This window comes from Exiguobacterium sp. s16, assembly GCF_018618115.1.
In the GTDB taxonomy this organism is placed as follows: Bacteria; Bacillota; Bacilli; order Exiguobacteriales; family Exiguobacteriaceae; genus Exiguobacterium; species Exiguobacterium mexicanum_A.
The window spans coordinates 104,841-131,366 of record NZ_JACSLM010000001.1 but is presented as its reverse complement, the minus strand read 5'-3'; the positions used below and the strand labels follow the sequence as shown (position 1 = coordinate 131,366).

Here is a 26,526-nt window from a genome sequence, read left to right as displayed (position 1 = left end):
ACATGACGTGATAAGGAGTGTTTTTACATGAATTCGATTTTTCGGGAACCGATTAATGCACTGACCCATTTGGCCGGGGCCGTGCTCGCGTTCATCGCGTTGATTGCGATGACGGTGAAAGCGTCTCTGCTCGGGTCGCCGCTCGCCATCATGGCTGCGATCTTGTTTGGGATTAGCCTCGTCTTCCTCTATTTGTCGTCCGGCCTGTACCACAGCATCATCGCCTCGCCGAAAGTCATCGCCTTTTTCCGGAGAATCGATCATGCGATGATTTACGCCTTGATCGCCGGGACATACGCCCCGCTCACGTTGCTTGCGCTTGAGGGACCGACACGTTGGGTGTTGTTCGGCACCGTCCACGCGCTCGCCTTGTTCGGCATCATCTTCAAGCTCGTCTGGTTCCACGCGCCACGCTTCTTGTCGACGGCACTTTATATCGGCATGGGCTGGTTATCGGTGTTCTTCATCGGACCGCTTCATGACGTCATCGGCAACGCCGGCATCTTTTGGCTATTGCTTGGCGGTTTCATGTACACGATTGGCGGGCTCATCTACGGCTTCAAGCCGAAGTTCGTCAACTGGCGCGGTTGGGGCTTCCACGAGGTGTTCCATTTGTTCATCTTGTTCGGCAGTTTCGCCCACTTCGTTTGCGTGTTCTGGTACGTCTTTTAAGTCCTCCTCGTGAGGGCTTATTTCGTGAGCACATTCATTTACTTCAAATTCAAGACATCCTACACTGACTGTAGGAGGGATTAAATATGAAAATTGAAGTTTGGTCAGACTATGTCTGCCCGTTCTGTTATATCGGCAAGCGCCGTCTAGAAGAGGCGCTCGAACAGTTCCCGCACGCGGACAACGTCGAAGTGGAGTTCAAGAGTTTCGAGCTCGACCCGAACGCCCCGACGACCGACTCGCGTTCGATTTACGAAGCACTCGCGAAGAAATACAGCATGCCGCTCGAGCAGGCAAAAGGTACGACGGCACAAGTCGCCGCCCAGGCCCGCACCGTCGGACTTGAGTACGATTTCGACAACATGGTCGTCACGGGCACACTCGACTCGCACCGGTTGACGCACTATGCGAAGACGGTCGGAAAAGAGAAAGCATTGTCAGAAGCGCTCCTCAAGGCGTATTTCGTTGATGCGAAACATATCGGCGACCACGACGTCCTCGTCGAGATCGCGACAAGTGTCGGACTCGATGCTGACGCCGTGAAAGACGTGCTCGCTTCAGACGTATACACGGAAGACGTTCGCGCTGAAGAGAAGCGTGCAAGCGACCTCGGCATCACCGGCGTCCCGTTCTTCGTCTTTGACGGAAAATATGGCGTCTCTGGTGCGCAACCGACCGAGGCGTTCACACAAGTGCTTGAGAAGACGTGGGCCGAATCGGCACCGACGCTTCAAGTGCTCTCAGGCGGTGCGACGTGCACGGACGACAACTGCGATATCTGATTTGAAAGAAGCCGAATCCCGGCTTCTTTTTTGTAGCTTTCTAAATCGTTCTGAAGGATAATTATTATTAGCTAATAAGAATCGAGGACTTAACCATATGTGGAAAAATCGCAACGTCTGGATCATCTTGACCGGGGAGTTCGTCGCCGGTCTCGGGCTTTGGCTCGGCATCATCGGCAACTTGGAGTTCATGCAGGAGAAAGTGCCGTCTGACTTCGTCAAGGCGCTCATCCTCGCTGGCGGATTGCTCGCCGGGGTCGCCATCGGGCCGCTCGCCGGCCGTCTCACCGACCAAGGCTCGAAAAAGAAAATCATGCTCATCTCAAGTATTGTCCGGGCGCTGAGCGTCCTGTTCATGTTCGTCGCCATCGAGACGGGAAGCGTGCTGTGGATGGTCGTCTTCCTCGTCTTCCTGCAAGGGTCGGCCGCGTTCTACTTCCCGGCGCTCCAAGCGGCCATCCCGCTCATCGTCAAAGAACGGGAGTTGCTCGCCTTGAACGGGGTGCATATGAACGTGTCGACGCTGTCGCGTGTCATCGGGACGGCCATCGCCGGCATCTTGCTCACGCTCATCTCGCTCCGTGACGTCTACGCGCTCTCGCTTGTCGCTTATCTGCTTCTCGCCGTCGCGACGTGGTTCTTGAAGATCGACGAGACGACCGTCCCGTCTGCGAAGAAAGTGGACGCCAAGTCGTCCGGCGGGTTCAAGGACGTCTTTCCGATCATCAAATCGATTCCGGTCATCTTTATGACGCTCGTCATGACGCTCATCCCGCTCCTCTTCATCGGCGGGTTCAACTTGCTCGTCATCAACATTAGCGAGTTGCAAGACTCGACGGCGATCAAAGGATGGATTTACACGGCCGAAGGGATTGCCTTCATGGTCGGTGCGTTCCTCATCAAACGGATCGGTGAGAAGTTCTCCGTGTTCTCCATCTTGTTCACGTTCTCGTTTTTGATCGGGGTCGCCCAGCTCATGCTTTACTTCGCCGACATCCCGGCCGTCTCGATCGCCGCATTCGTCTTGTTCGGCTTCTCGGTCGGCTGCTTCTTCCCGACGGCCGTGACGATTTTCCAGACACGGATGCCGAAAGACTATCACGGACGTTTCTTCTCGTTCCGGAACATGCTCGACCGAATCGTCTTCCAAGTCGTGTTGCTCGTCACTGGCTTCTTCCTCGACTTGATCGGCTTACAGCTCATGGTCGTCTTGTTCGGGATCAGCTCGATCCTCATGACGGGTGCGTTCCTCGTCTACACGCGCAAACACAAACTTCATATCGAAACGGACGAGGCCGAACGCCTCTCTTCGTGACAAAAGCGGTGACCGAATTCGGTCACCGCTTGTTCATGTCTTCGATGTCACGCCACCAGTTGGTCGTGTCGTTCCGTCCGTCGAGCGTGATCCGCTCACCGATACGTGGCGTGAGCACGTCCTCTCGTGGTAAGAGCCCCACCATCTGCTCAGCTGGGTCGAACCAGGCATGGAACGATAATGTGAACGCGCCCCAGTGAATCGGGAGCATCTTGTCGGCCCGCACGTCACGGAACGCCTGTGCCGTCTCACGCGGTTGCATGTGCACGTCCGGCCAACGCTCATCGTATTGTCCGCACTCGAGCGCTGCGAAGTCGAACGGTCCGTATGTATCACCAATCTCCTTGAAGTGTGGTCCATATCCGCCGTCCCCGCTGAAGAACAGGCGGTCCGTCTCGCCGAGCACGACCCATGACGCCCAGAGCGTCGCGTTGCGGTCGGTGAGCGAGCGACCCGAGAAGTGCCGCGCCGGCGAACAGACGAACGTCCATGGACCGAAGTTGTACGTCTCGCCCCAATCGCGTTCGACGATGCGTTCCGCCCCGACGCCCCAGCGTTTCAAATGGCTGCCGACACCGAGCGGGACGATGAAGACGGCGACCTTGTCTTTGATCACTTGAATCGTCGCATAGTCCAAATGATCATAATGGTCGTGCGTGAGCAAGACGACATCGATGTCCGGTAGGTCGTGGAGCTCGAACGGCAAATCCTCGCTGAACCGCTCGTTCTTCGCGAACGGAAGCGGCGACGGGCTCCGGCCGAACATCGGGTCGACGAGCATCGTCTTGCCGTCCATTTGGACGAGCATCGCCGAATGGCCGAGCCAATAGATGCGGGTGAAGCTCGAGCCGAGTTTCTCGCTGAAGTCGATCGGGACGACCGGCAACCGCTCGCTCGGTTTCCGGAGCGAGTCCGGGTTCAAGTATTCCTTCGACATCGAGATCATGTCGTCCGATGAGAACCGCATCGGCGTCTCGATCTGATTCCGAAACTTACCGTTCACGAGGTTCGGCGACCGGAGCGCTTTCGGCTTTTTGCCGAGCGGTTTATATTGTGTGAGCACGGTCCCCATCACGGCGGCCATACCCATCAATGAAAATAATAGCGTCTTCTTCAATTCTATCCACTCCTCTACCTTTTCATTATACGGCACCTGCGCCGATTCCCCTGTTTTTGAACACAGAAAAAGACGGCACTTGGCCGTCTCATGATTCCTGCAAAATCTTGATATCGTTCACGATATCCTCGAGCGGTACGTCTTGGAAACCAGGATACACTTTGATAATCTTCCCGTCCTGGTCGACGAGATAGAACGATGTCCCGTGATCGACTTGCGTACCTTCTGACGGTTTACGAACGAGCGCCTTGAAATTCTGTTGCGCGAACGCCTCGATTTCTTCTTGCGAGTAGCCCGTCAAGAACTGCCAGTCGGCCTTCGCCAAATCATAGTTGGCCATGAAATCTTTGATCTTATCTGGCGTATCGACGGTCGGGTCGACGCTGAACGAGACGAACTGGACGTCCTCGACACCTTCCTCGACGAGCGCCTCATTGAGTTTCGTCATGTTATACGTCATCGGTGGACAGACCGTCTCACAGTTTGTGAACACGAAGTCGGCCATCCATACCTTCCCTTTCAAATCATCGAGACTGACCATCTCTTCATTTTGATTCATATAATTGAACGACTCGATCTCCCAGTTGAGCGGGTCTTCGATTTCGTTGCCGCATGCAGCGAGCACCACCATGAGGCTGATCAGCCCAAAAAGCATCCATTTCTTCACACGTTCCATCTCCTTCGTTGTCAGTTGCGTTTCACGCGCCAAACGAGGAGCGTGATTAAAGTAAATGCCGTCAAGGCAAGGAACGGGATCGTCACGAACCCGAACCAATTGATGTACTGCACGTTACAAGGTACGCCTGCGACACACGGTTTGATGTCGGCAAACCCGGGCACTTTTTGGACCAAGTAGTGGTACAAAGAAACGAGACCGCCAATCATCGACAGCGGCAATACATACTTCTTCACCGCCCTGTCGTCCGTGAACACGGCAACGCCGAGCAGGATGACGAGCGGATACATGAAGATGCGTTGAATCCAGCAAAGCTCACATGGCACGAACTCGCGAATCTCACTGAAGTAAAGACTGCCGAGCGTCGCTGCGAGAGCGACGAGCCAAGCGAGATAGAGACCATAACGGGTCAAGAACGACTGCTTCATGGTGTGCCTTGCTCAATCAACCGCTCAATCGCCTCATAGTCAAACGGGTCCTCGAGCATGACCCCGTTGATCATGATTGATGGGGTGAACTGGACACCGTGCTCTTTGACGAGCCCGTCATCGAGGCTCACCTGTTCGAGCACCGTCGAGTTCTCACTCAAGTCGTCCTCGAGCTTCGCCACGTCGACCGATGTCGTCTCGCTCGCAATCTCTGTCAACCGCTCGACCGTGACCCATGCCTCGTCGTGCTGCTGACTCGCCGGTTGCGCGTCGTAGAGCGCCTTATGGAAATCCCAGAACGCGTCCGGGTCTTGTTTATACACCGACTCTGACGCGAGCGATGCCAAAATCGACTCTTGTCCGTGGAACAGGACGTTGATGTAGCTGAAACTGATTTTCCCTGTGTCGATATAGTCTTGCTTCAACTTCGGATAGACCGTCTCACCCCACTGTTTACAAGACGGGCATTTGTAATCCCCGAACTCGACGACCGAGACGGGTGCGTCCGCATCGCCGAGCGTCGGCTGTCCTTCGGTCGACACATGCTCTGCCTTTACCGGTGCCGCCGTCTCCGCTTGTTCGGCCGGCCGGTTCAAGAGAACGACCACGACGGCCACGAGGGCGACCGCGAGCAGCGTCGCGATGACCAATAGTTTATTCTGTTTCATTTGTCTCACCTCTATTTGTATCGATTCGTCTTTCATTATAACGAAAGCGCTATCTGTTTCCACGAAATCACCCTTGTTTTTTCGTAACTTCGCTTCATGTCACGGCAAAGATGACGATGAACAGAGTGGAGATTGTCACTGTAGGAGGAATTTGTTCATGAAATCATTTTCGATGCGCCTCGGCCTGATCTTGGCGCTCAGCATCGCCACACTCGTCTTTTTGCTCACCATCACGCTAACGTACATGACCAGCCAACGCTCCGCCGCCTCGCTCGAAGCAGAGATCGGGGAACGGTTGTCGATGACGTCGCACCAGCTCGTCGATAAGCTCGACTTTTACATGTGGTCGCGCTATCAAGAAATCCAATTGCTCCAAGGACTCGACGCCTTGAACGAACCCGCCTCGAGCCGGGCCCTGCTCGACCAGGTCCAAACGAACATCCCCGCTTTCTCATGGATGGGCGTGACCGATGCGTCGGGGAACGTCGTCGCTTCGACGAATGGAATATTAGAAGGCGCTTCAATCAGCGAACGCCCTGTCTTTCTAGAAGCCCAGGATGAGCCGTTCATCGGGGATGTCCACGAGGCCGTATTGCTCGCGGAGCTGTTGCCGAACCCGACCGGTGAAGTCCTTCAGTTCGTCGACATCAGTGTCCCGCTGTTCCGTGACGGGGCCTTCCAAGGCGTGCTCGCGACTCACCTAAGTTGGGAATGGGGGAAGGAAGTACTCCGCCACTTCAACCGGACGCTCCACCATCAGTCCGAGTATACCGACCTATTCGTCGTCAGCGGACGCGACAACACCGTGTTGCTCGGCCCGGACCATCTCGTCGGGAAACCGCTCCCGACGAAACTAGACGACGGATGGCACGTCGACACGTGGGCGGACGGGAAATCCTATTTGACCGGCGTCGCCACCGGGGAAGGGTATGAAGATTACGCCGGCCTCGACTGGAGTGTCGTCGTCCGCCAACCGGCCGAAGTCGCTTTCGCCCCGGTCGCCTCACTCGAGCGGAACATCTTATCGATCGGCCTCGTCGCCTCGTTCGTGACGGCCATCCTCGGTTGGCTCCTCGCCTCAGTCGTGACCCGGCCGCTAAAACGGATCACCGAGACGGCAGCCCTCATGAAACAAGGCAAAGCGAAGACGTTCCCTCACCAATCAGGGATTCATGAGATCGAGTCGCTCGCTTTCGCCTTAGAGTCGCTCGTCACGTCACTCACCGAATCTGAGACGGAACGGGTCCATTACGAGTCGCTCGCCCATCGCGACGTCTTGACCGGGCTCGCCAATCGGACGGCGCTTCGTCACTATTTGAACGAAGCCCAGGCGACAAAGAACGAATACGTCTGTTTCTATATCGATCTCGACGGTTTCAAAGCGATCAACGATACATACGGGCACGCCGCCGGGGATGACGTCTTGATTAAGATTGCCGAGCGATTGAAACGAGTGACGCTCGATGGGTCCTATCCGGTCCGTTTGAGCGGTGACGAGTTCTTCCTCTTGTTCGAACGGAACGGACAGAACGGACACTCCATCACACGCATCGGCGAAGACATCATCGCGTCCCTATCCAAACCGATCACCATTGAAAGCGGGACGACAAGCGTCGGGGCCAGTATCGGCGCCTCGCTCTGGCAGACAGAAACGGTGCCGCACGCCGCCATCGAACGGGCGGACCAGGCGCTCTACCGCTCCAAAGCGAACGGAAAAAATCAAATCACGCTCGATGAGACGCTCATCGCATAAGAAAAGGTCCATGCCGCTCGTCGGCATGGACCTGCTTGTATTACGCTTCGAACAACAATTGTTCTGGGTCTTCAATCATGTCTTTGATGTGCTTGAGGAACGTCACAGCCTCACGACCGTCGACGATACGGTGGTCATACGAGAGGGCCACGTACATCATCGGACGGTTCTCCATCGTTTCCGCGTCGATGGCGATCGGACGGAGTTGAATCGAGTGCATCCCGAGGATGGCGACTTGTGGTCCGTTCAAGATCGGTGTCGACAAGAGTGAGCCGAAGACGCCACCGTTCGTGATCGTGAACGTGCCACCTGTGAGGTCGCTCAACCCGAGCTTGTTGTTGCGGGCTTTATCGGCGAGGTGCAAGATGTCTTTCTCGATCTCACCGAAGTTTTTGCGATCCGCTTCGCGGACGACCGGGACGACGAGGCCGTCCGGAGCCGACACGGCGATGCCGATGTCATAGTATTTTTTCAAGACGATCTCGTTGCCTTGAATCTCAGCGTTCAAGTAAGGCATCCGTTTGAGTGCCGCGACGGCCGCCTTCGTGAAGAACGACATGAAGCCGAGTTTGACGTCGTTATCTTTGACGAACTTCTCTTGGCGACGTTTACGGAGCGCCATGACGGCCGACATATCGATTTCGTTGAACGTCGTCAACATCGCTGCCGTCTGTTGCACTTCGACGAGGCGGTTGGCGATCGTTTGACGACGACGCGTCATTTTGATGCGCTCTTCATCTTTGCCACTCGCTGCCGGCTGCGGTGCCGCTGCCGGTGCTTTTGGCGCTTGTGGTGCTTGTGTCGGTGCCGGTTTCGACTCGTGGTTCGTCACATCATGGACGTTGATGCGGCCGATCGGGTCGTTCGTTTGGATGGCCGACAAGTCGATGCCTTTCTCACGGGCCAGTTTACGGGCCGCCGGTGTCGCGATCGGTCCTTTGCCTGGGCTCGCCACGTGCTCTTCACGGCGTTCGACTTTCTTCGCTTCGCCAACTTCCTCTGTTTTCGTCTCGGCCGGTGCCGGAGCTGTCTCTGTCGCCGCTTCTGCTTTTGTCTTCGTCGCGACAGCCGTACCGCCACCCGATCCTGAGCTGAGGCGGGCAATCACTTGTCCGACTTGGACCGTGTCCCCTTCGGCCGCCAATTGCTCGTCGAGCGTGCCCGACTCATCGGCCGGCACTTCGATATTGACTTTGTCCGTCTCAAGTTCGACGATGGCTTCCCCTTTTTCAACGTGGTCGCCTGGCTGTTTAAGCCACGACGCGACCGTTCCTTCCGTAATGGACTCTGCTAATTCCGGTACTTTGATTTCGATCACAATGAGTTCCCCCTTAACTTATTTACGATCTTTTTGGTATGTGCTCGTGCCGGCAGCAGCCGAGACGGCGTCACGTGAGATGGCTTCACGGATGATACGTGCTTGTTCTTGTTTATGGGCCGTTGGATTTCCTTCGGCCGGGCTCGAACGACGGCGACGGCCGACGTAACGGACGTTCAATCGGTTCGACGTGACCGCTTCGAGACGCGGCTCGATGTACGTCCAAGCCCCCATGTTCTTCGGCTCTTCTTGGACCCAAACGATTTCTTTCGCGTTCGGATAGCGGCTGATCAATTCACGGATCTCACGGACCGGGAACGGATAGATTTCTTCGACGCGGATGATGTGCAGGAAGTCGAGTGACTCCTCTGACTTCATCGTCGCTTCTTGCAAATCGATTGCCATCTTCCCTGAACAGAAGACGAGACGTTCGACTTGCTCCGGATTCTCACCGAGACCAACTTGTTCGATGATCGGACGGAAGTTATTGTCGGACAGTTCATCGACCGATGAGGCTGCAAGCGGATGACGAAGCAGGCTCTTCGGTGTCATGATGATCATCGGACGAACTTGTTCTGTACCGAGCATCTTCGCCTGACGACGCAAGATGTGGAAGTACTGCGCGGCCGTCGACAAATTCGCGACCGTCCAGTTCTTCTCTCCGGCGAGCGTCAAGTAACGCTCCATCCGGGCGCTCGAGTGCTCTGGCCCTTGGCCTTCATAGCCGTGTGGCAACAGCATGACGAGACCTGATTTTTGGCCCCACTTGGCGCGACCGGCCGAGATGAACTGGTCGAACATGACTTGCGCCGAGTTGGCGAAGTCACCGTACTGTGCTTCCCATAGGACGAGCGTATCTTGGGCGAACACGTTGTATCCGTATTCGAAACCAAGTACCGATCCTTCTGAGAGCGGGCTGTTGTGGACCGAGAACGAGGCGTTCGCTGTCGACAAGTGATGGAGCGGCGAGAACTTCTTGCCAGTCTCGACATCGTTCAACATGATGTTACGTTGCGCGAACGTTCCGCGCTCTGAATCTTGCCCGCTCAAGCGGATCGGTGTGCCGTCCGAGATGATTGAGGCATAAGCGAGCGTCTCAGCATGACCCCAGTCGACTTTCCCATTGTCCGCGAACGCGTCACGGCGACGGTCAAGCACTTTTTGAAGTTTATGGAACACGCCGAAGCCTTCCGGCCAGACGAGCAATTCGTCGTTCAATTGTTGGAGCACATCACGTTCCACGCCCGTCTCGACGAACGGGAATCCTTTATGGACCGCTTCCGGCAAGACGATGTCGGCATCTTCTTCTTCGGCCGGGACGAGGTCACGGGCCGACTTGAGACGATCCTCGATCGACTGTTCGATTGTCGCCTTGTCTTCTTTCGACATGACGCCTTCCGCTTCGAGCACGTCCGCGTAGACGTGACGGACCGATTGGTGTTCTTTGATGGCTTTATAGAGCACCGGGTTCGTGTTCATCGGTTCATCCATCTCGTTATGACCGTAGCGGCGGTAACCGACCAAGTCGACGAGGATGTCTTTATGGAACTTGGCACGATACTCGCTGCACAGTTTGGCGACGGCGACACACGCTTCCGGGTCGTCCGCATTAACGTGGAACACTGGAATCTCATAGCCTTTGGCGATATCGCTCGCATAACGTGTCGAGCGCGAGTCGCTCGGGTCGGTCGTGAAGCCGATCGTGTTGTTGGCGATGACATGGACCGTCCCCGCTGTACGATAGCCTTGCAAGTTCGTCATGTTGAGCGTCTCGGCGACAATCCCTTGACCTGGGAACGCGGCGTCTCCGTGAATCAAGATCGATGCGGCCTTGTCGTCATGTTGGACCGCCATCCCTTTTTCTGAGCGGTCGTCTTGCGCTGCGCGCGTATATCCTTCGACGACCGAACCGACGAACTCGAGGTGACTCGGGTTATTGGCGAGGTTCAAACGGACCTCTTTCTTCTCTTCTAACACTCTGCGGTCGAGACCGAGGTGATATTTGACGTCGCCGGACCAACCGAAATTGATGCCGATCGATCCTTCCGACGGGATCAACTCTTTGTTCGGAGCGTGTTGGAACTCGGCGAAGATCATCTCGTACGGTTTGCCGAGCACGTGCGCGAGTACGTTCAAGCGTCCGCGGTGGGCCATCCCGATATTGATATGTTCTGACCCGCTCGAGATGAGGCCGCCGACCATGGCGTCAAGGAGCGGCACCATCGCGTCGAGCCCTTCGATCGAAAAGCGCTTTTGTCCGACGTATGTTTTATGAAGGAACGACTCGAACAACTCTGTCTCGGCTAGACGTTGGAACAACTCGATTTTCTCGTTCTTCGAGTACTTCGCTTTCAATGCGCCTTGCTCGATACGGCGGCGAATCCAACGCTTCTCTTCCATATCGTCCAAATGGCGGAGCTCGATGGCGACCGTGCCCGTATAGACGTCAAGCAAATGACGGACGAGTTCGAGCGCGTTCGCGCCCGGTTTTGGCACGTCTTCCGACAACAAGTGAGCCGGTACTTGCTCGAGGTCGGCCTCACTCAATCCGTAACGGTCAAACGCAAACAAGCCGTGTTCGCGCGGGTGGTCTTTGAGCGGATAGATATCGGCCGCTTTATGGCCGAGTGCCCGGATATCATTGACCAACCGTGTCGCTGCCACGACTTTCTCTAAATCAAACGATGCAGCCGGCGCGACAGGCGCGCTCGCTTCCGGTGCCCCGTGTTCGTCAAAGTATTGACGCGTCTCCGCGTCGACCGATTCTGGGTCTTCCACGTATTGCTCATATAATTCAACGATATAGCCTAAGTTTGGACCATAAAATGCTTGCACTTCTTCGCGACCGTTCGACGACTCTCCCATTGAATAAATCCCCCTATCCGTTCGTGTGCGTCCGATGTGTGAACGCTTTCATTTTAACATTAAGCACGAAGCAGTTCATCCATCTGATTCGTCCTGCAAAAAGAGCCAAATCTTGCCTCTTTCTCTCCTCTTCATACTACACCTTTCCCTGTGGAAAGACCCTTTCAAATTCACAATTCGTCCATACTATTTCAATAAGTTTTCCTTATCAACTAATTGTGAAATCAACGCTTTGTTTCAACAGTTTCAAAAAAAGGTGAAACCTTGTTTCAATCCAGTCCGTATATAGGGGTGTCCAGTTGGAAAATACTCTCAACGAAAGCAAGGTGACCCTATGTTATCCGTACAAAATGTACACAAGAAAATGGGCCAGACGAACGTCCTGACGAATGTCAGTTTTGACGTCACGCCTGGAGAAATCTTTGGCTTCCTCGGACCGAACGGCGCCGGGAAGACGACGACGATCCGTATTATCACCGGCCTCATGCCAGCAACACACGGCAAAGTGACCGTCGACGGATTCGACGTCTCGACAGAACGCCAACAAGCGCTCAGTCGCATCGGTGCCATCGTCGAAAACCCGGCCTTCTATCCGTATTTGACGGGCCGCGAGAACCTGATTCACGCGATGAATTTGATTCCTGGTCTAAAGAAAGTCGACTTGAACGCCCTCGGTGCCCTCGTCGGACTTGAGACAAAGCTCGATATGAAAGTGAAACAATACTCACTCGGGATGAAACAGCGACTCGGCATCGCCCGTGCCCTGCTCCATAACCCGAAAGTATTGATCCTCGACGAGCCGACAAACGGTCTCGACCCAGCAGGCATCGCTGATTTGCGCAACTACTTACGGCATTTAGCCGACCACCGCGGCATCGCCATCCTCATCTCAAGTCACTTATTGAGCGAGATGGAACTGATCACCGACCGGTTCGCCATCATCGATCAAGGACAAATCAAGTCGGTCCAAGGCGGAGACGGTGAGGCTAAGACGGAAAGTGTCATCCTCTGTAAAGTCGGCCGCGAGCAGATGAACGAAGCGCTCGATGTCGTCGCACTCGCTTTTGATGATGTGAAAATCATTCAACAGTCAGCTGAGACGTTCATCGTCCCGCGTCCGGAAACCGATATCCCGCATTTGTTGAAACATCTCGTCGAACGTGACATCGCCGTATATCAGATCGGGATGAAACACGAGACACTTGAAGAACAGTTCTTGAAATTGACGAAAAAAGAAGGAGGCACGAACAATGCGTTCATTACTAGCCAATGAGTTCATGAAATGGCGACGTACGATTAAACCGCTCGTCGCACTCGGTATGTACACTGGGATCATCGTCTTAACGTACTTCATCGTCCGGAGCGGCAACAATCCAGGTGACGCGGAAACGTTCGTCAACTATGCGACGATGGCGGCGATGACGTTCCTCGGCATCTTCACGATCGTCTTCACCGCTGAGATGATTGGGAACGAGTTGAAATTTGATACGTTGAAGCATTTACTCATGAGTCCTTACTCGCGCGATCGAATTTTACTGTCGAAACTTGTGGCCGCCCTTCTCATCATGCTCGCCCAGTTCGTGTTCATCCTTGCCGTCACGTACGGTTTTGCGTTGACGCTCGACGGGGAGTTGACGCTCGAGCAGTTCCGCAATGTCCTGCTTAGCGTCTCGAGCGGCGTGTTCGTCATCTTCTTGACGCTCATGTTCTCGGTCGTCTTCAAATCGGTCGGGGTCGTGATCGGCTTCACCGTGCTCGCAAACTTCGTCTCGACGATGATCGGTGGTCTTCTCATCGCGTGGAAACCGGCCATCGCCAAATGGATCGTCTTCCTACACACGGACTTGTCGATCTACTACCAAAGCCCAGGTTTCATGGAGACGATGGACGTGACGATTTGGTTCTCGGCGTTCTACGTCTTGATTCACATCGTCGCCTTCTATATCATCACGGCGTTCATGTTCCGCAGCAAAACGTTTGCTGAATGACGATTAACGTCTGAACGAGTGTGGTACTTCCTATACAGAGACTTCTTTGAATGGAGGGACCACGATGCCAAAGACGGCGTTACTCATCATCGATCTGTTTAACGACTTCGATTTCGTCGGTGGGGACGACCTGTTTCGACATACGGAACCGATTGTCGACCCGATTTTGAAACTGAAACGTCACTTTAAAGAGAACGACTTGCCGGTCATCTACTGCAACGATAACTTTGGGCAGTGGAAAGACAGCACCGAGGATATCATCCGGCACGTCGAGTCTTCAAAAGGCAGCGCCATCGCCAAGCGGATTGCGCCGGAAGAAAAAGAATACTTCATCATCAAGCCGCGACACTCGACGTTTTACGGGACACAGCTCGACATCTTGTTGCGTCAACTTGACGTCACCTCACTCGTCCTGACCGGTGTCGCCTCAGATATCTGTATCCTGTTCTCGGCGAATGACGGCTATATGCGTGAGTATGAGCTTCATGTCCCGCGCGACTGTGTCGCCGCCGAGACGGACAAGCGCAACGACAGCGCCTTGACCGTCATCCACGAGGCGCTTGGCATTCCAATCGATGATGCCGACACGTATATAAAAGATACCCAGGTGTGATAAAAGCCTCTGATTGTTGGACACAGAATCCCAACATTTCAGAGGCTTTTTCGTTTTGTTTTCAGCTATGCTTGATATATGAAGAAACAATGAAGGATGTGACAACATGTATCTCACAATCGGATTATCGCTACTCGTTTGCTTGATTGCCCTCATTTTTACGATCATGGTCGGACTCGGAAAAGACAAATCAGACTACAGTCAAAAGAAAAGCTGGTCGATGGTGTCGTGGACGTATATCGTCCTGTTCCCGATCTCATTCGTGGCGCTCGGTCTGTTATACTATTTCATTACCCGATGACTTCGTTCATCGGGATTTTTTGTGTCATCACGAGCGGACGAGTGTCGGCTTCACCGCCAAAGCGGCAGCTACGATACCAATGAGCGGGAAGACGAGCGAATACCAAATGATCATCTCATAATTCCCGAACAGGTCGTAGGCGATCCCGAACGGAAGCGGGCCGACCGCAGAACCGAGCACCATGACAGACGTCGCCAACCCGCTGATACTGCCGAGCGCGGCGCGACCGAAGTAATACGGCCAGACATAATTCAAGGCGATGCGTTCGAAGCCGTTGCTGATCCCCCAAATGACCCCGAAGAGAATGGCGAGCGAGAACGTCGTCGTATACTGCAAGATAACCATGAAGACGATTTCGGTCACGAAAATCCCGATGAGCACGTAATTGATTTTCACGACATCGATGATCCTTCCGGCGATGAACGTCACCGGAAACCCAAGGATCGCCATCAAACTTAAGACAAGTGCCGCCGTGACAGGAGGCAGACTTTGCTCTTCAAAAATCGAAATCAGATGAAACGTGATGGCCGTGTTAACGAGCGCCGGGATCCCGATACACGAGAGAATCAGCCAAAACGCCCGTGTCTTGAGCGCTTCTTTGAACGTGAAGTCGATGTCGACATGAATCGGTGCGCCTGCCGTCTTTGGACTCGGATGTGGGTTCGTCCCGCCATCCGGCAACACCCCCATGTCCTCCGGTCGATTGCGGACGAAGCGGTAAGCGAGCGGCGTGAACAAGACGAACACGAGGAGTCCCCACACTTGCCACGTCGTCTGCCAGCCGATCAAACCGACGAGCCAAACGTTGAGCGGAGGAAAGACAGCCGAACTCAAGAAGCCGCCAATCGCCATATAACTGAGCGCTTGCCCCCGTTTCGTGATGAACCATTGCGGAACGAGCGTGTTCGGAATGAGTGTCATCGAGCCTTGTCCAAATAAACGAAGCATCCAAATGCCGAAGAAGAGCATCGTCAAGTTCGTCACATAACTATTGAACAGACAGGCGACGGCTAAGAGAATCGATGCCAGGACCATCATGACGCGTTGCCCGAACCGGTCAATCAATCGACCGACGAAGAACAGACAGGCGGCTGAAGCGAGCGTCGCCGCCGAATAGATGCTCGACACTTCCGAACGCGACCAACCGAAGTCGGTTATGTATTGATCGATAAACACTGAGATGAAATATGTCTGACCGGGACCCGAGAAAAAGACGCCGAGCCCTGCGATCATGACCATGTACCATCCATAATAGGATGGTTTTTTAATTTTTCCCATCTTGCTCCCCCTCCCCGTTTTACTATTTCACCGCGACCACGATTCCAATCGGATAATGGCGGGTCGCCCGTTTCGGTTCGACGAGCACACCTCGTTGATAATAAAATTCGGTCGACGTGAACGGCGCAAATAACTCCTCAAATTCGACCTCGGTGAACTGGTGGGCATGGAACGGCTCGTTCGTCGGTTGCCCGACACCTTGTCCGAATGGCGTCGATAACACCAAGATGCCCCCTGGTTTCAGGAGTTCCCACACGTTCGCCATGAACGCCTCATAGTCGGTCACGTGTTCAATCGTCTCGAAGCTGACGATGCAGTCGAACGTCCCAAGTTTCTCCGGCAACGTCCGGTCTAACACGTTGCCTACCACATAGGCCACGTTCGGATGGTGATAGCGACCTTTCGCATAGCGCGTCGCCTCTTCTGACAAGTCGAGCGCGACGACCTCGGTCACGGTCCCTTTCAAGTTCTTGGCGATCAATTGACTGCCGTATCCGCTCCCGCTCGCAAAATCGAGGACGCGTCCGTTCATGTATAAGAGGGCGAAATGGTAACGGGCGATATGTTCAAGCAACAAGCCGTTCAGCGGGTCCATGCGATCTGGGATGACCCGTTCTCCCGTATAATCTAATGTCATCTCGTTCTCCTTTTCTGATGTGCACTTCTTTCATCTTAGTCTTCCTAAGGCGCGACGACCACAAAAAAAGAGAAAAGACTGTTTCCAATCTTTTCTCTCTTCATTATTGAGCTTGTTTGAAGCGGAGTAAATCTGAATAGATGAGCTGGTCGTTCATCTCGAGGATTTTGTTCGCTTCTGATTCAAGTGGTGTACACGCCTCACCGTCTTCTGCGACTTCGCCAGTCTTGGCGTCATAGCACATCGACTGCGTGAACAGATGGTCTTGCGTCACGACCGTTCCATCACGGAAGATGGCGCGGTCATAATGCTCTTTCGAGAACAAGTCGTTCCCGAATCCGACCTGTTCTGACGTATCGATTCCAAGCAAGTGCTGAATCGTCGGGTTCATGTCGACATGACTTCCGATTGTCTCGTGCACTTCACCTTTGTCTTGTCCCGGCAAATGAATCGCGAACGGGACCGCTTGGAGCTTGGCGACGTCGTATGGCGTCAACTCGTCTTTCCCGAGCAGATCCGCCATGGCGGCGTTATGGTTCGTCGAGATGCCGTAATGGTCACCGTAGACGACGAAGATCGTGTCATCCCACATGCCGTTCGCCTTCAACTCGTCGATGAACAAGCCGAGCGCATAATCCTGATAGGCGAGCGCCTGCGGGAAGTTGTTGAGCGTCGTCGAGTTCGTCTCAAATTTCGGGACGAGCTCGTGCTTCTCACTCGGCATCGTGTACGGGAAATGGTTCGTCAGCGTGATGAACTTCGCATAGAACGGTTCCGGCAGCTCTTCGAGCATCGGTACCGATTGGCGGAAGAACTCATCATCGAGCAGACCCCACTCCGTCATATCCTCAGGGTTCCCGAGGTCGTAGCTGGCTTCGTCAAAGAACTTGTCGACGCCGATATTTTGATACATCTGGTCGCGGTTCCAGAACGACTTGTTGTTGGCGTGGAACACGGCCGAGTAGTAATTGTCATCTTTGATGACTTCTGGTAACGCGTTGTATTCGTTATCGGCGTTCGTGAAGTAGACTCCTCCACGTGAGAGGCCATAGAGCGAGTTATCGAGTGCGAACTCGGCATCTGACGTCTTCCCTTGGCCGGTCGTATGGTAATAGTTCGGCCAGTAGTGGGATTCTTCGATCAGTTTGTTCAAGTTCGGCGTGATGTACTCGCCGTTCGACGCTTTCATGTTGTGCGTGAAGTTTTGAGCCGACTCGAACGAGACGACGACAACGTTCTTGCCTTTATACTTCCCGAACATCTCCGGGTCCGGCGCCGCATAGTTCTGACGTGTGAAGTTCTCGACTTCATCCAATTCAGATCCGTCTGCAAGCGCTTTTTGGGCCGATGTCTTCGTTTGAAGCATGGCATCGTAGACGTGGAAGTTGAACGTTCCTAAGTTTTTGACCAACAGTTCCCGGTCGAACGAGCGCGTGAGTAACTCTGGACGCTCCGTTTCCGCAAGGACGAGGTTGAACCCGAACATGGCGGCGGCTGCCGTAAATGTGATCAAGACGCGCCGCTGTGACGCTTGGCTCGTCTCTTTCATTTTCCATAGTAGGAACGGGAGCACGACGAGATCACCTAACAAGAGCAAGTCTTTCCATTCGAGAAGCGAGAGGAATGACGACGAGAGCGTCTCCATGTTCGACGATTGGAATAGGACTGGTACGGTCAAGAAATCCGTGAACTCACGGTAATAGGTCGTATCCGCGAACAAGATGAGCGAGGAGACGAGATATAGACTATAAAGCGCCCACTTCCTCTTATTTCCCCCGAAGAAGAAGCTGAAGGCGAACAAGAACAACGTGAAGCTGAGCGGGTTGATGATGAGAATAAATGCCTGGACCGCATTCTCGGCCGGCATGTTGAAGAAGAACTGATACGCGATCAGCGACTTCGTCCATAACAGGATGGTGAACACCCAGAACAGACGATGTGTTTTGAACGAGTCGAGCGCCGCTTGGCGGAATCGGTCCATTCTTCCTTTCGGTTGATTCGTGTGATTCATGTAAACACTCCTTATATGCAATTCAAGTGAAAGGTTCATTTTCTTTTTAGACGTATAGCCTCTATTTTAACGTTCTTGTGAACCCGATTCAACTAATTGACGTTTACAACTATACATAAACTTAACAATTCCATTGCAGTCTTTACACAAAAAAGGCTACCAAGTCGCCTCGGTAGCCATTTAACATTGATTCGATTAACCGATGATGTCCATCCAAATTTTTACTGTACTCGCTAAAATCAGGAGCGCCAAAATCATTTGAAGTGACTTCGTCTTCATGTTCTTGCCGACGTTCGCGCCGAGCGGTGCCGCGATTAAACTCGCGATGATCATGATGACGGCTGGTTCCCACACGATTTGGTCGGTGATGATTTTCCCCGCTGTCGAACCGATTGACGAGATGAACGTGATGGCAAGCGAACTCGCAATCGCCATCTTCGTCGGAATCCGGAGCACGACGAGCATGATCGGCATCAAGATGAACGCTCCTGCTGCCCCGACGATCCCTGCTGCCACACCGACGATGAACGCCGAGCTCGATGCAATCACTTTATTGAATGTGACTTGGTCGAGCGGAACATCCTCGACATTCTTTTTCGGTAAGAACATCATGATTGTCGCAATCGTCGCGAGCACGGCATAAACGACGTTAATCAAGTTCTCAGACAAGAGCGTCGAGCCGTAGCCACCGATGAAACTCCCGATCAAGACGGCGACACCCATATACAAGATGAGCTGTTTGTTCAAATAACCGCCTTTCCGGTATGCGTAAATTCCGCCGATCGTCGCGAAGAAGACTTGAATCGCGCTGATCCCCGATACTTCATGGGCGCTGAACGCCGCGAAGCCGAGGAGAGGTGGAATATACAACAACATCGGATATTTAATAATCGATCCGCCAATTCCGACCATCCCTGAAATGAACGACCCGATAAAGCCGATCAAAAAGATGGTGATGATAAATCCAAATTCCATATCAATTCCTCCAATTCCCTACCCTATATAATAAGTAAGTTTTTATTTTTGTTCCCAGGCAATCATACCGCCCGAGACATCATAAATTTCAGTGTAGCCACGTTCTTTCAACAGTTGTGCCGCTTGGGCGCTTCGATTTCCGCTCCGGCAGATGACATAGATCGGCTCATCTTTCGGATAAGGTAATTCGGTTTCATTTAATGAAGAAAGTGGTGCGTTCACCGCTCCTTCGATATGCCCCCCCTCGTATTCGTCCACTTCTCGGACGTCTAACAAGGTTATTTCTTCGTTTTCCAATCTGTTTTGTAGTGTTTCGACGTCGATTTTTGTAATTCTCGTCTCTTTGGACGTGAAAAGAACGATTCCGATCGTCACCAGCACCAAAATCGATAAAATCAGCATTAATTTCTTCAATTTTCGACCTCCGATTCTTTTTCTTGCATTCAGTATACCTCAGGGGGTATATTAAAAACAACGAAAGAAACTCACTTCAAAAATTCTACAATCACAAAGGAGATCAATGACTCATGAAAACCATTTCGACAACTGAACTAGAAACATTGCTTCAATCTGATGAAACACTCAACTTGATTGATGTTCGGGAGACAGACGAATTTGCAGGTGGCCACATCAAGCAAGCGAAAAACGTGCCACTCTCTGAATTCGGAGCGAAAGTCGATGAGCTCGATCGTTCGAAACCGATTCACGTCATCTGTGCAGCAGGCGGACGAAGCATGAACGCTTCGGCTTACCTCGATTCACTCGGCTTCGATGTCATCAACGTCGATGGCGGCATGATGAGCTGGACGGGCGAAACAGTCTAACAATCTTCTATATATATATTTCAAAAACGACAATCGTTTACAGTCAACTATTCTTAGGGGGTATTTCACATGTTATTACGTTATTTCTATGATCAAAAATTAGCACAAGCATCTTATATGGTCGGTTGCCAAATGACCGGCGAGGCCGTCGTCATCGACCCGGCCCGTAACATCACACCGTATCTTCAAGAAGCTGAAAAAGAAGGCATGAAGATCGTCGCGACGGCTGAGACTCACATCCACGCCGACTTCGTCTCAGGTTCACTCGAGCTTGCGAAACGTACCGGTTCAACGGCTTATCTATCAGACGAAGGCGACGCGTCATGGAAATATGCATTCGCGAAAGACATCGACTCAAAACTCGTCAAAGATGGCGACACGTTTAAAGTCGGTAACGTCACACTCGAAGTCATGCATACACCAGGTCACACGCCAGAACATATCTCGTTCTTGCTCTACGACCGAAACCAAACACAACCAATGGGTATCTTCACAGGCGACTTCGTCTTCGTCGGCGATATCGGTCGTCCTGACTTGCTCGAAGAAGCAGCCGGTGTAAAAGGAACGACAGCGATCGGTGCCGAGCAAATGTTCGACTCGCTCAAAAAGTTCAAAGATCTTCCTGACTTCGTTCAAGTTTGGCCGGGCCACGGTGCCGGAAGTGCCTGCGGGAAAGCGCTCGGCGCCATCCCGACATCGACGGTCGGTTACGAGAAAGCGACGAACTGGGCGCTTCAAATGACAGACAAAGACGCGTTCATCAAAGAGTTGACGACGGACCAACCAGAACCGCCGAACTACTTCGCGATGATGAAAAAAGTGAACAAAGAAGGCATCCAAGTCACGAACGAGATCGCTCGTCCAGAAGTCGTCGGTTCGGACCGCCTCGATACGCTCGTCGAGGAAACACAAGTCGTCGATACGCGTAAAGGGGAAGAGTTCGCCAAAGGGCACGTCCCGGGCACAATCAACATCCCTTACAACACGAAGTTCGTCTCATGGGCCGGCTGGCTCGTCAACTTCGACAAAGACATCACGCTCATCGCGAGCGCGGAAGATGTCGATCAAGTACAGACGGACCTCCAATCGATCGGTCTCGACCGTCTCCGCTTCGTCGTCCCAGTCGAAGAACTCGGTCAAGAACTGTTGACGGAAACGTACACAGACGTGACAGCGGAACAAGCGATCGAGTCGGCAGAAAAAGGTGACGTCTTCGTCCTCGATGTCCGGAATGCGACGGAATGGAACGCGAGCCACTACGAGAAAGCCGAGCGCATCCTACTCGGTAAACTGGCACGCGACCACGAAGGTCTCCCGACAGATCAAACGATCGCCGTTCACTGTGCATCTGGCGTCCGTTCACGGATGGCCGCGAGTGTGCTTCAATCACTCGGCTACAAGGATATCCAAAACATCCTCGGTGGCTATGGCGCGATGAAGACTGTCCTCAATGCAGAACAAATCGGCTAATGCTATACTACAAACAAAGAAAGCGCCCACTCGTTTGGGCGCTTTTTCTCTAGGAGGGATTCTGTGATTGCCATCGGTCCATTGAACGTTCGACTCGATTTGCTGGCTATGATGGCCAGCCTACTTATTCTCTACATCGGCTTTAAAAAAATCGGCTTGTCGGAAAAAGAGCGCGACGCCGTCCTCGGCACATGGTTCGCCGGCTTTCTCGCTTGGAAAGGAAGCGCGATCGTCCTCGGTCTCGCGTCGACGGGAAGTTTGGCCTTATCCCTTTATGCGACCGGCGGCACGTGGTCGCTTCTCATTGCCGCTGCTGTGATTGCTATTTTTGTATTCCGGCTCACACCTAGCCTTCGTGGCTATTGGTTGTTCTCGGCCTTGGTCTTTTGGTTTGCGGTGACGCTCGTCGTTCCCAAATACGGGATGCTCCCATTGCTCTCATCTCCGCAACCGCTCCACATCTATATGGCCGTCCTGATCGCCTTACTGCTCGTCACGACATGGCGCTGGATGCAGAGTCCTACGCTCGGATTGTTCCTTTGGACCGTGGTCGGTGCGTTCGCGATTTGGTCGGTCGGGTCGCTTGTGACCGATACATTCGAGGTGTGGTGGCTCATTCCGCTCTTTCTTCTCATCGCCGTCGCCACATATGTAGCACGGCCATCTCAAAAGGCAGTTCAATATGGACTCGGTCTCATCGTCGTGCTCGCCGTCATCAATGCGAGCTTACCGGACGAGACGCCACGGCTCGAGGCCGACTCGTCCCAGACCGGATTGAACATCGGCCAAGTCCCACCGAATTTTGAGTTGAAGCGAACCGATGGGACGCCGTTCAACTTGGAAGATTTACGCGGTGAGCGGGTCGTCGTCAACTTCTGGGCATCGTGGTGCCCTCCGTGCCGGGCCGAGATGCCGGACATGGCCAAGTTTGCCCGAGAACAAGACGATGTGACCATCGTCGCCGTCAATACGACGACGAGTGAACGGGACATCGAGGATGCGCGGACGTTCGTCGCCCCGTATGAAGATGCGTTCAAGGTCGTCTATGACGAGGAAGGAATCGTCAGTAACGCCTACCGGATTCAAGCGATGCCCACAACATACGTCCTTGATGAAAATGGGGTCATCATCGCCAAGCAATTCGGGGCGATCGACCACGCCTGGCTCGATGCCCAGACAAACTAAAAACCGCCTCCCGGCGGTTTTTTCATTGCTTCAAATAGCCTTGCGTCTTTAGGAAATCTTTCACGTCGAGCCGGGTCGGTTTCGACAGCATCCGACCCATCTGTCCGGTCCATGTGTCACTTCGTTGGTTCGACCCGCGGACCGCATAGTAGTCGTGAATCGTCGCATCATACGCATCGAGTTCTTGTTTCAGTTGTTCTGCGTCTGCGACGTACGTGTTCTCGTGATAAATATGTTCGAACGGGAGACGCGGTTTCTGGCCTTCGACGTGCTCCGGTACACCGACGGCAAGTCCGAAGAGAGGCAATACCCGCTCCGGCAAACCGAGCAGTTCCTTCACAGCGAACATATCGTTGCGAATCCCACCGATGTAACAAATGCCGAGGCCCATCGATTCCGCGGCCACGACGGCATTTTGCGAAGCGAGCGCGGCATCAATGACCGCGACGAGCAGCTTCTCGTCCGTCTCGAGCGTCGCATTCACTTCGGCCTCCCGTAGTTCACCGATTAACTCATGTCGATACAAATCGGCGCAGAAGACGAAGAAGTGACCGTTGTCGATCACGTACTGCTGGTTACCGGCGATCTCGGCCAGCCTTGCTTTCTTCTCCGGGTCGGTCATCCCGATGATGGAATAGGCTTGGATGAAGCTCGACGTCGAGGCGCGCTGGGCGCTCTCGACGATGAGCCGGATTTGTTCGTCGGTCAACGTCTCGTCCGTGAACGAGCGGACGGAGCGGTGGTTCAGTAGTGTGTCAATGACTTGGTTCATGTAACATCCCCCTTTTTTCTTATCTTGGCATATGGACGGGCTCGGGACAATTTTTGAGATTCGAACCACTTATCCTCCTAAGGTAAAAAAACAAAAACAGAGATGCAGCTACGCATCTCTGTTGCGGACAAGTTATTCCGTCACTTGACTCAAGAACGGCGTGATATCGACGTTGAGTGCTTCCGAGAGACGCGCGCCGAGGTCGCGGTCGGCCCGGTAGAAGTTGCAAATCAAGAGCAGCACCGTGTTCTCGTGGCGGACTTCTTTAATGTGCGCCACCAAGTTGTTCACGAGCGCCGTTTTCTCTTCTTCCGAGTAGCGACGGTACACTTCACCCGCTTGACCGAAGTCGTTCGTCTTCTCGATTTTTTGACGTCCGGCTACGCCTGTGAGCGGTTGTTCCGTCTCGATATAAGTCGCGTCCGGTTTCGGTGCGTCCTCATAGCGGTTTGGTTCATAGTTGACCGGGCTCGTCTGTTGTTTGAACGGCATCGCCCCATCACGCTGATTGTTCGACACTTGTGCGAATGGGCAGTTGATTGGGAGCTGCAAGTAGTTCGCCCCGATTCGGTAACGCTGCGTGTCCGAATACGAGAACAAGCGGCCTTGGAGCATCTTGTCTTCAGACGGTTGAATCCCAGGTACGAGCACGCCCGGGTTGAAACCGACCGATTCCGTCTCAGCAAAATAGTTGTCGACGTTTTTGTTGAGTGTCATCGTACCGACGAGCTGATACGGGATGACGTCTTCGAACCAATCTTTCGTCGCGTCGAGCGGATCGAAGTCAAAGTTGTCCATATCGGCCGGGTCGAGGATTTGGACGTAGAGATCCCATTCTGGGAAGTCGCCTTCCTCGATGGCGTTGAACAAGTCGCGTGTCGCATGGTTGAAGTCTTCGGCCTGCACTTTCGCCGCTTCTTCCATCGACAAGTTTTTAATACCTTGTTTCGGGACCCAGCGGAGTTTTATGTACACCGTGTTTCCATATTCGTTGACCCATTTGAAGGAGTGGACCGATGAGCCGCGCATGTGACGGTAGGACGCTGGGATCCCCTCGTCACTGAACAAATGGATGAGCATGCTCGTCGATTCCGGCGTGAGCGACATGAAGTCGAAGAAACGGTCTGGGTCTTGCAGGTTCGTCCGCGGGTCCGGTTTGAGTGAGTGGATTACATCCGGGAATTTGATGGCGTCACGGATAAAGAAGACCGGCAAGTTGTTTCCAACGAAGTCGTAGTTCCCTTCTTCCGTGTAAAATTTGACCGAGAATCCACGCGGGTCACGAAGCGTCTCTGGTGAGCCGAGACCGTGAATGACCGTCGAGAAGCGAGCAAAGATTGGTGTCTCTTGTCCCTCTTCCTGCAAAAATTTGGCTTTTGTATATCGTTTCATGCTATTTTTAACTTTGAAGACACCGTGGGCTCCGGCGCCACGGGCATGAACGACCCGTTCCGGTACGCGCTCACGGTCAAAGTGGGCGAGTTTCTCAATTAGCTGATAATCTTCGAGAAGTGTCGGGCCGCGACGACCCGCTGTGATGGAGTTGGCGTTATCCCCGATTGGGACGCCTTGGTTAGTAGTTAGATGACGGTGTTGATCCATTAATATTGCCTCCTCTTAATAATCATTATTACAAGATTAATAATATTAAAAGATAATAATTATTACAAATAAAACGCTCGATGGACTCGAGCGTTTTTGAAATCGCTTTCAATTTTTACGTTTGTTACGCTGTTCTTTCCGATGGATTTCGGTCACAAGGAGAGCCGCAATGATACCTCCGAGTGATCCCGCGACGATGTCGACCATCGTGTCATCATTCCCGTTCCCTTGCATCGTCGTGTTCAACACCAAGTCCGATGTGAATTCATACATTTCCCAAAGCGCTGCCCCGGCCATTGCGAAAACAACGATATAGACGAAGACGAACCGCTTCGGCATCTCGAGCCGGATGTCCTCATCAAGTCGACTTAAGAAATCGAAGCCGAGAAACGCCAAGAACACGCCGCTCAACACGTGCAGAAACGTGTCCCACCATCCATTCGAATATAAACCGACGATCGAGCCCAAATATTGCGATGCGAACAAGAACAAGATATAGGCGACTTTCATCTTGGCGTCGAACTCGGTCTTGAACGTCTTCTCGAGAATGAACGGAATCAATCCCGACACGATCCCCGCCCCAGCGACGCTCGCGTCAAACCATTCCCCTTCGATGATCGACGTGACGAGAATAATTGCCATGAACAACACGAACCCGAATTCCAATAGACGTCCTCGTGTCAGTTTCAATGTAACGCGCCTTCTTTCGTTAGAATGTCTCATCTTGTTCATTCCCGTTTCAGCGAACATTTCAACAACCCAGTTCGAAAATTCGTGCTTTTGTCGGATTCTTCACGCATCCATATGTTCCATACTGAAAAAAACGATTCAAGGAGGAACTCTCATGCCGATCAATCCTTATCTCAACTTCAACGGTGACTGCCGCGACGCCGTGCTATTTTATGCGGACGTGTTCGGCGAGCCCGCACCAGAGATTATGACGTTCGCAGCCCAGCCTGGACCGGACGGCGAACCGGTCCCAGACGAGATGGCCGACCTCGTCCTCCACGCTCGTCTGAACGTCCATGGTACATCGCTCATGTTTTCAGACGCGATGCCGGACGGTCCGGTGACGTTCGGGCAAAACATTACTCTCGCCGTCGTGACCGACGACCTCGAGGCGATTCGTCGCGAATTCGAGGCCTTGTCAGACGAGGGCCATGTCCTCATGCCGCTCCAAGAGACGTTTTGGAGCAAGGCGTACGGCATGGTCGAAGACCGTTTCGGTGTCCAATGGCAGTTCAGTCACGAGGCGTGACTATGACAAAGACCCCAT

At 53.3% G+C, this 26,526-nt stretch carries 26 protein-coding genes; 12 read left to right on the top strand and 14 right to left on the bottom strand.

The annotated features are described in order from the left end of the window. The first annotated feature begins 27 nt into the window (after positions 1–27). The 3 genes from trhA (at position 28) to KNP86_RS00695 (ending at position 2,769) form a co-directional block, all read left to right on the top strand. Complete coding sequence (gene trhA, locus KNP86_RS00705) at positions 28–672, top strand: PAQR family membrane homeostasis protein TrhA (RefSeq protein WP_214752445.1); 645 nt, start codon at positions 28–30, stop codon at positions 670–672. A gap of 86 nt (positions 673–758) precedes the next feature. Continuing rightward, positions 759–1,454, top strand: a complete 696-nt coding sequence (locus KNP86_RS00700; protein ID WP_034776681.1) for a DsbA family oxidoreductase — start codon at positions 759–761, stop codon at positions 1,452–1,454. 97 nt (positions 1,455–1,551) lie between these two features. Next, positions 1,552–2,769 (top strand): MFS transporter, encoded by a 1,218-nt coding sequence (locus KNP86_RS00695; protein ID WP_034776679.1) that lies wholly within the window; start codon positions 1,552–1,554, stop codon positions 2,767–2,769. 22 nt (positions 2,770–2,791) lie between these two features. On the opposite strand, the gene KNP86_RS00690 is transcribed toward KNP86_RS00695, so the two are convergent. The 4 genes from KNP86_RS00690 to KNP86_RS00675 form a co-directional block, all read right to left on the bottom strand. Then, positions 2,792–3,886 carry an MBL fold metallo-hydrolase gene (locus KNP86_RS00690; RefSeq protein ID WP_251130392.1) on the bottom strand — a complete coding sequence of 365 codons (1,095 nt, stop codon included), beginning with the start codon at positions 3,884–3,886 and terminating at the stop codon, positions 2,792–2,794. A gap of 88 nt (positions 3,887–3,974) precedes the next feature. Continuing rightward, positions 3,975–4,562 (bottom strand): SCO family protein, encoded by a 588-nt coding sequence (locus tag KNP86_RS00685; RefSeq protein ID WP_214752443.1) that lies wholly within the window; start codon positions 4,560–4,562, stop codon positions 3,975–3,977. Positions 4,563–4,573: 11 nt separating this feature from the next. Further along, the gene (locus KNP86_RS00680; RefSeq protein ID WP_214752441.1) at positions 4,574–4,990 is read right to left on the bottom strand and encodes a disulfide oxidoreductase; all 417 of its coding nucleotides are present in this window, start codon (positions 4,988–4,990) and stop codon (positions 4,574–4,576) included. Further along, positions 4,987–5,658 carry a DsbA family protein gene (locus KNP86_RS00675; RefSeq protein ID WP_214752439.1) on the bottom strand — a complete coding sequence of 224 codons (672 nt, stop codon included), beginning with the start codon at positions 5,656–5,658 and terminating at the stop codon, positions 4,987–4,989. Before KNP86_RS00675 ends, KNP86_RS00680 begins: the two co-directional genes overlap by 4 nt. A 157-nt stretch (positions 5,659–5,815) precedes the next feature. Between KNP86_RS00675 and KNP86_RS00670 the strand changes: the two genes are divergently transcribed. Next, positions 5,816–7,411, top strand: a complete 1,596-nt coding sequence (locus tag KNP86_RS00670) for a diguanylate cyclase domain-containing protein (protein WP_214752437.1) — start codon at positions 5,816–5,818, stop codon at positions 7,409–7,411. Between the two features lie 40 nt (positions 7,412–7,451). Here the strand turns inward: KNP86_RS00670 and odhB are convergent, their stop codons facing one another. Beyond that, the gene (gene odhB / locus KNP86_RS00665) at positions 7,452–8,729 is read right to left on the bottom strand and encodes a 2-oxoglutarate dehydrogenase complex dihydrolipoyllysine-residue succinyltransferase (RefSeq protein ID WP_214752435.1); all 1,278 of its coding nucleotides are present in this window, start codon (positions 8,727–8,729) and stop codon (positions 7,452–7,454) included. 18 nt (positions 8,730–8,747) lie between these two features. Continuing rightward, positions 8,748–11,594, bottom strand: coding sequence for a 2-oxoglutarate dehydrogenase E1 component (locus KNP86_RS00660; protein WP_034776671.1), 2,847 nt, complete (start codon positions 11,592–11,594; stop codon positions 8,748–8,750). A 334-nt stretch (positions 11,595–11,928) separates the two neighbouring features. Here KNP86_RS00660 and KNP86_RS00655 point away from each other — a divergent pair, with 334 nt between their 5' ends. The 4 genes from KNP86_RS00655 to KNP86_RS00640 all read left to right on the top strand — a co-directional run bounded on the left by KNP86_RS00655 (position 11,929) and on the right by KNP86_RS00640 (position 14,496). Then, complete coding sequence (locus tag KNP86_RS00655) at positions 11,929–12,867, top strand: ABC transporter ATP-binding protein (protein ID WP_034776668.1); 939 nt, start codon at positions 11,929–11,931, stop codon at positions 12,865–12,867. Continuing rightward, on the top strand, positions 12,845–13,582 hold the full coding sequence (locus KNP86_RS00650; RefSeq protein ID WP_034776666.1) for an ABC transporter permease: 738 nt from the start codon (positions 12,845–12,847) through the stop codon (positions 13,580–13,582). The genes KNP86_RS00655 and KNP86_RS00650 overlap by 23 nt, the downstream gene beginning before the upstream one ends. 64 nt (positions 13,583–13,646) lie before the next feature. After that, entirely contained in the window at positions 13,647–14,195 is a 549-nt protein-coding gene (locus tag KNP86_RS00645; RefSeq protein ID WP_214752433.1) for a cysteine hydrolase family protein, read from the top strand. 106 nt (positions 14,196–14,301) lie between these two features. Further along, positions 14,302–14,496, top strand: coding sequence for a hypothetical protein (locus KNP86_RS00640; RefSeq protein WP_034776662.1), 195 nt, complete (start codon positions 14,302–14,304; stop codon positions 14,494–14,496). A 27-nt stretch (positions 14,497–14,523) separates the two neighbouring features. On the opposite strand, the gene KNP86_RS00635 is transcribed toward KNP86_RS00640, so the two are convergent. The 5 genes from KNP86_RS00635 to KNP86_RS00615 form a co-directional block, all read right to left on the bottom strand. Then, complete coding sequence (locus KNP86_RS00635; RefSeq protein WP_214752431.1) at positions 14,524–15,774, bottom strand: MFS transporter; 1,251 nt, start codon at positions 15,772–15,774, stop codon at positions 14,524–14,526. Positions 15,775–15,796: 22 nt separating this feature from the next. After that, a complete protein-coding gene (locus tag KNP86_RS00630; protein ID WP_214752429.1) occupies positions 15,797–16,411 on the bottom strand; it encodes a class I SAM-dependent methyltransferase in 615 nt (204 codons plus the stop codon). Between the two features lie 103 nt (positions 16,412–16,514). Further along, positions 16,515–18,422 carry an LTA synthase family protein gene (locus KNP86_RS00625; protein ID WP_214752427.1) on the bottom strand — a complete coding sequence of 636 codons (1,908 nt, stop codon included), beginning with the start codon at positions 18,420–18,422 and terminating at the stop codon, positions 16,515–16,517. A 195-nt stretch (positions 18,423–18,617) separates the two neighbouring features. After that, positions 18,618–19,397 (bottom strand): sulfite exporter TauE/SafE family protein, encoded by a 780-nt coding sequence (locus KNP86_RS00620; protein ID WP_034776656.1) that lies wholly within the window; start codon positions 19,395–19,397, stop codon positions 18,618–18,620. Between the two features lie 42 nt (positions 19,398–19,439). After that, a complete protein-coding gene (locus KNP86_RS00615) occupies positions 19,440–19,811 on the bottom strand; it encodes a rhodanese-like domain-containing protein (protein ID WP_251130391.1) in 372 nt (123 codons plus the stop codon). A gap of 113 nt (positions 19,812–19,924) precedes the next feature. On the opposite strand from KNP86_RS00615, the gene KNP86_RS00610 reads away from it, so the two are divergent. The 3 genes from KNP86_RS00610 (at position 19,925) to KNP86_RS00600 (ending at position 22,876) form a co-directional block, all read left to right on the top strand. Further along, entirely contained in the window at positions 19,925–20,221 is a 297-nt protein-coding gene (locus KNP86_RS00610; protein WP_029595926.1) for a rhodanese-like domain-containing protein, read from the top strand. A gap of 69 nt (positions 20,222–20,290) precedes the next feature. Beyond that, positions 20,291–21,691: an MBL fold metallo-hydrolase gene (locus tag KNP86_RS00605; protein ID WP_034776653.1), complete on the top strand. Its 1,401-nt coding sequence runs from the start codon at positions 20,291–20,293 to the stop codon at positions 21,689–21,691. A gap of 63 nt (positions 21,692–21,754) precedes the next feature. Continuing rightward, positions 21,755–22,876, top strand: a complete 1,122-nt coding sequence (locus KNP86_RS00600) for a redoxin domain-containing protein (RefSeq protein WP_214752425.1) — start codon at positions 21,755–21,757, stop codon at positions 22,874–22,876. A 22-nt stretch (positions 22,877–22,898) separates the two neighbouring features. On the opposite strand, the gene nfsA is transcribed toward KNP86_RS00600, so the two are convergent. The 3 genes from nfsA to KNP86_RS00585 form a co-directional block, all read right to left on the bottom strand. Then, complete coding sequence (gene nfsA / locus KNP86_RS00595) at positions 22,899–23,648, bottom strand: oxygen-insensitive NADPH nitroreductase (protein ID WP_214752423.1); 750 nt, start codon at positions 23,646–23,648, stop codon at positions 22,899–22,901. 132 nt (positions 23,649–23,780) lie between these two features. Beyond that, entirely contained in the window at positions 23,781–25,250 is a 1,470-nt protein-coding gene (locus KNP86_RS00590; protein WP_034776647.1) for a catalase, read from the bottom strand. A gap of 108 nt (positions 25,251–25,358) precedes the next feature. Continuing rightward, complete coding sequence (locus tag KNP86_RS00585) at positions 25,359–25,940, bottom strand: DUF2238 domain-containing protein (RefSeq protein ID WP_251128234.1); 582 nt, start codon at positions 25,938–25,940, stop codon at positions 25,359–25,361. A gap of 154 nt (positions 25,941–26,094) precedes the next feature. On the opposite strand from KNP86_RS00585, the gene KNP86_RS00580 reads away from it, so the two are divergent. After that, positions 26,095–26,508, top strand: a complete 414-nt coding sequence (locus KNP86_RS00580; protein ID WP_034776645.1) for a VOC family protein — start codon at positions 26,095–26,097, stop codon at positions 26,506–26,508. Positions 26,509–26,526 lie beyond the last annotated feature (18 nt).